This window comes from Parasphingorhabdus sp., assembly GCF_036964675.1.
Classification (GTDB): Bacteria; Pseudomonadota; Alphaproteobacteria; order Sphingomonadales; family Sphingomonadaceae; genus Parasphingorhabdus.
Map to the genome: position 1 here is coordinate 1 of NZ_JBALTF010000111.1, position 4,719 is coordinate 4,719.

At 58.7% G+C, this 4,719-nt stretch carries 5 protein-coding genes and 1 pseudogene; all 6 read right to left on the bottom strand.

Annotation, left to right across the window (positions count from 1 at the left end; translation table 11 throughout):
- A pseudogene (locus V7665_RS13070) lies at positions 1-192 on the bottom strand (carboxylating nicotinate-nucleotide diphosphorylase); the annotation flags it as partial.
- 5 nt (positions 193-197) lie between these two features.
- Positions 198-1,211: a quinolinate synthase NadA gene (gene nadA, locus V7665_RS13075; protein WP_335664980.1), complete on the bottom strand. Its 1,014-nt coding sequence runs from the start codon at positions 1,209-1,211 to the stop codon at positions 198-200.
- A gap of 132 nt (positions 1,212-1,343) precedes the next feature.
- The gene (locus tag V7665_RS13080; protein WP_335664976.1) at positions 1,344-2,033 is read right to left on the bottom strand and encodes an adenylate cyclase; all 690 of its coding nucleotides are present in this window, start codon (positions 2,031-2,033) and stop codon (positions 1,344-1,346) included.
- 157 nt (positions 2,034-2,190) lie between these two features.
- On the bottom strand, positions 2,191-3,261 hold the full coding sequence (locus V7665_RS13085; RefSeq protein ID WP_335664977.1) for a Kelch repeat-containing protein: 1,071 nt from the start codon (positions 3,259-3,261) through the stop codon (positions 2,191-2,193).
- Entirely contained in the window at positions 3,258-3,974 is a 717-nt protein-coding gene (locus V7665_RS13090; protein ID WP_335664978.1) for a DUF4230 domain-containing protein, read from the bottom strand. Before V7665_RS13090 ends, V7665_RS13085 begins: the two co-directional genes overlap by 4 nt.
- Positions 3,971-4,719: MBL fold metallo-hydrolase (locus V7665_RS13095; protein ID WP_335664979.1), on the bottom strand; the 749-nt coding region annotated here is incomplete at its 5' end. The genes V7665_RS13095 and V7665_RS13090, both read right to left, overlap by 4 nt.

Here is a 4,719-nt window from a genome sequence, read left to right on the forward strand (position 1 = left end):
CCGGAAAAAAGCCTCCGCAATCGGCAGCCCGGCGATCACCGCATCATCGCGGCTGTCCATCACGCCGGAGAATATCGCATCGGCGGGGATCACCGCTTCCGACGTGACATCGCGGCCGGTTGGACCGAGGTCCTCGGCGAGGGTGGCAGCGACGAAAGCGTCGAGGTCGAAACGGTCAAGGGTGAAGGTCAAATCACCTAGTCCTCATGCGCCAGATCAGTCGGCCCCAAGTCCCCCTGCCCGACGGTCGCACTCGCCATTTCCATCATCCGGTCGATCGACTTGCGCGCCTTTAGCCGCAGTTCCTCGTCCATCTCGATGCGTGGCTCGAGATCGCGGAGCGCCACGTAGAGTTTCTCCATCGTATTCAGCGCCATATAGGGGCAGATATTGCAATTGCAGTTGCCGTCCGCGCCGGGGGCGCCGATGAAATTCTTTTCCGGTACCGCTTTTTCCATCTGGTGGATGATATGCGGTTCGGTGGCGATGATGATCGTGTCGCCGTCAAATTCCTTCGCATATTTCAGGATCGCGCTGGTCGAGCCGACCATGTCTGCGTGATCGAGAATATAGGCGGGACATTCGGGATGCGCCGCCACCGGGGCGCCGGGATGCTGCGTCTGCAGCTTGAGCAGTTCGGTCTCGCTAAACGCCTCGTGGACGATGCAGACACCGGGCCAGAGCAGCATGTCGCGGCCAGTTTTCTTGGCGATATAGCCGCCGAGATGCTTGTCCGGGCCAAAGATGATCTTCTGGTCGAGCGGGATCTGCGAGAGAATATGTTCCGCCGACGAGCTGGTGACGATGATGTCGCTGAGCGCCTTCACCTCGGCCGAGCAGTTGATATAGGTCAGCGCGATATGGTCCGGATGCGCGTCGCGGAACGCCTTGAACTGGTCCGGCGGGCAGCTGTCTTCCAGGGAACAGCCGGCATCCATGTCCGGCAGCACGACGATCTTTTCCGGCGACAGGATTTTCGCGGTTTCGGCCATGAACTTCACGCCGCAGAAGGCAATCACGTCCGCATCGGTTTCCGCCGCCTTTTTCGACAGCTCGAGACTGTCACCGACAAAATCGGCGATATCCTGAATTTCCGGTTTCTGGTAATAGTGAGCCAGGATGATCGCATTGCGCTCCTTGCGCAGCTTGTTGATTTCCTCGACAATATCGACCCCGGCCAAGCTGCCACCGATTCCACCACGTGCGTCCATCATACTATTCCTCTGTCATATATGCCCGCCCCATATAGGTAGCGAAAAACCATTTGTCTTGTCCGGAAGGCCCGTCCCGGCGTAAAATGAACTTCACCGTGGCAAATATCCCCGGATCAGAATCTCTTGGCACTAGCCCGCAGCTGCAATCGAGTCCGCAATCCGCTGAAACGGAGGGAACAGGGACAAGCCGGTAACCACCACATGCACCGCCGCCACGATTGCGCCCGACGCCAGTGTCGCAGGATGGATATGTCCGGTGATTTTTCGATCATGCCACGCCAGCACGACAACAAAGACCAGCTGGCAGATCAGAATGATCCACTCGCCCCAGTCTCCGAGCAGCGGCATGGGCAACAGACGGCCAAATGCCGGTTCCAGAGCGATGATGGTGGCGCCGATCATGATCCGGCGATGCCACTGGGTTTGCCGACGCAACATGATTGCCCAGACCACCATGATGGCAAAAGCCAGCATTTCGGTGAAGGTGAGCGCCAGAAAATAGGCATTGGTGAAAAATGGCGGGAAGCGCTCAAGCTGAACCGCCATATAGCCGGTATAGAGACCGGTCAGGCATATCATCAGAGCCAGGCCACCGCCCAGCCGTCCGATTTTCCGGTGCAGGGCTATTTTGCCCCGCTGGATCAGCAGATTTTGCGTCACCAATATCGCCAGCCACCCTAGCATCAGAACTCCATGCAGATGCACCCATTGGGGCACCGCCGGTAAATCCACCATTCCGCGTGCGGCAAATTGGGCAAAACCAAAAATGATGATCGCTGCCATGACGATGGAAAATCGGACAAAAAAGCGTTGATCCATCGCATATCCCGACTTCGTCGCTTGTTTGCTATTATTCTGGTCTACGCCCACGATAACTGCTCCCTTGCATTTTCTTTTGGCGCGACCATCATCCTATTCGGATTTTCAAGTATATAGTCCAAGGAGCCCGCAAATGTAAATTGCGGGCTCCTTGGGTTCACTGGCTGATGCGAAACTTAACAATCCGGTCGGTTACTTTCTGCTCTGCATCCATGCCGCCCAATATATAATATGCCTGCCCGGCCTTGGCGAGGCCGCGGTGGTCCATGCTCGGTTCGGTCAGCCGCCCCAGTTCGATCCATTTGTCACTTTTCAGATCATAGGCAAAAAAGCCGCCTGATGGGTTGGCCGGTATCCCGTCATAGCCGATGCCGTCATAATTATAGGGATTGTCGCCGCCGCCGGCGAAAATGATCCGGTGACCGGCCTCGTCGCCAACCGCTGCCATCCGATATTGCGCGGAACCGGCATGGGCATCAACCCCGCGCCAGGTGATCTGGGTCGGGTTTTTCGGGTCCAGATCGCCGCGCCAGGTCAGCTTCGCAGCGACAAATTTGCGCTTGCCATCGGCAAAGACCGAAGCGACCCCGTCGGTGACGATGATACTGTCGCCCGATATCCCTCCGGCATGGCCGAATACTGGCGTGCCGGGAAAGGGCGTCGCCTCGGTCCAGGCACCGGTCAGCGTATCGAACATCTGCACGACGCTGACATTGCCTTCGTCATGCCAGCCGGAAATCAGATAGATGAAGCGGTTTTGATAGGGCACCGCCAGCGCGTCATCGACCGGGGTCGGCATATCGGTCTTTTGTTCATAACGCCCGGTTGCGGGATCAAAGGCAAACACCTCCGGCGTCGACAGCTCATCGCCATTGGCGGCAACGCTATAGCCGCCGAAAATATAGATTTTCCCGGCCACGGTAACGGCGGAGCTGGCCAGTCGCCCTTCCGGGACCGGCACCGGAGCGATAGTCTTGCAGGTTTTCGTCGCAATCACGCAGGCAAATGCCGCGTTGCTGGTGTCTTTCCAGCTCTTGCCCGCTTTCAGGCCATTGAAGCTGTATAGGGTCGGCCCATCCGGTCCTTCAACGACGGCCACCGCATTATTGCTGATCGGCTCGGGCAGGGTAAAGTCGGCGACCTGCGATAGCGGCTCCGGCTGCGGGCTCTGTTCGCAACCGGCCAGGGTCAGCAGCATCGCTGCGATGGCGATGATCGGCAATTTCATTGCGCCTCTTCCCTCTTCTTCTGCGCTTCCGCCAGCACATCCCTGATCGGCCGCGAATAGTCCCACCGCTCCTTGTAGCGGCTGCGTTCATAAGGAAAAAACGCGTCAATTTTCGCTTCCACGCCCGCGGCTTGCAGCGGCACGGCGAAATTGTGGCGCACCGCACGGCGCGCGGCTTCCCGGGCCAGCCGTATCTGCACCGGATTTTGCGCCTGCTTCGCCAATTCCTCAACACCCTTTTTGCGATTGGCCTGATCGAGGACATTTTCCGCATCGGTCAGGGCCATCAATATGCCGCCGTCATCATAGGTCTGGATCTGCTCGATATGCACTTCGGGCCGGGCAATTTCGATCGCCGGTATCTCGACGTAAAGCGTGTCATCCCGCGCATCCCAACGGACATCATCCGCGCCAAGCTTTGACAGGTCCAGTTCGTAGCGCACCGTGCCGGGCATGATCAAAGTCTTGCGCGCCGACAGACCGAGCTTGGTCAGAGTGGTGGTGACGGTGGCATTATAGCTGGCCGAAAAGACCGTCAGCCGGTTCTGTTCCTGCATATTGGTCAGGCTGGCATTGGCAATCGACACCGGGTCGGGACTGATGCTGCTCTCGACGCGGGAAAACAGCATCCATGCCAGGGCAATGGTCAGGATCGCAAATCCGCCGATGATGGCAAACGGGAGCCACAGGCGCCAGGAAAGCTGGCGTCTCATCCGGCCATCGCCCAGACGTCACCCGATAGCATTACGCGATCCCGGTTTTGCAGGTCGATCAGATGCGCGCGCACCGATTGGCCGGCCGCACCCTTCAAACGCGGATCAAGACCCTTGTACATCTGCGGCACCATATCGATGATCGCGGCGGGACCTTCTTCCAGCAGCTTCAAAATCTGTCGTTCGCGCTGCTTGCGATGGCCCATCATCCCGCGCACCAGCTGGCGGGTATTGGTGATTTTCTTGCCATGAGCAGGATAATAGACCTTGTCCTCGCGCTCATAAAGCTTCTGCAGGCTCGCCATATAGTCGGCCATATCGCCATCGGGCGGAACAATGACACTGGTCGACCAGGCCATCACATGATCGCCGGTAAACATGGCGCCCGATTCCTGCACTGAGAGGCAGAGATGATTGGAGGTATGGCCCGGCGTCGCCACCGCTTCGATGGTCCAGCCATCGCCTGATATCGTCTCGCCATCGGCGAGAATGCGGTCCGGCTTATATTCCTTATCAAAACTCTCGTCAGCGCGTGGCCCGTCGTCTGCGAGCACTAGCGGCGCGCAGCCGATGATCGGCGCGCCGGTGCGCGCGGCCAGCGGCGCGGCGGCGGGACTATGGTCCCGGTGGGTGTGGGTGCACATGATCGCGCTGATCCGCGCATCGCCAACCGCTGCGATTATCGCATCAATATGCGCATCTATGGCCGGACCGGGGTCGATAACCGCGCGGTCGGTCTTGTTGC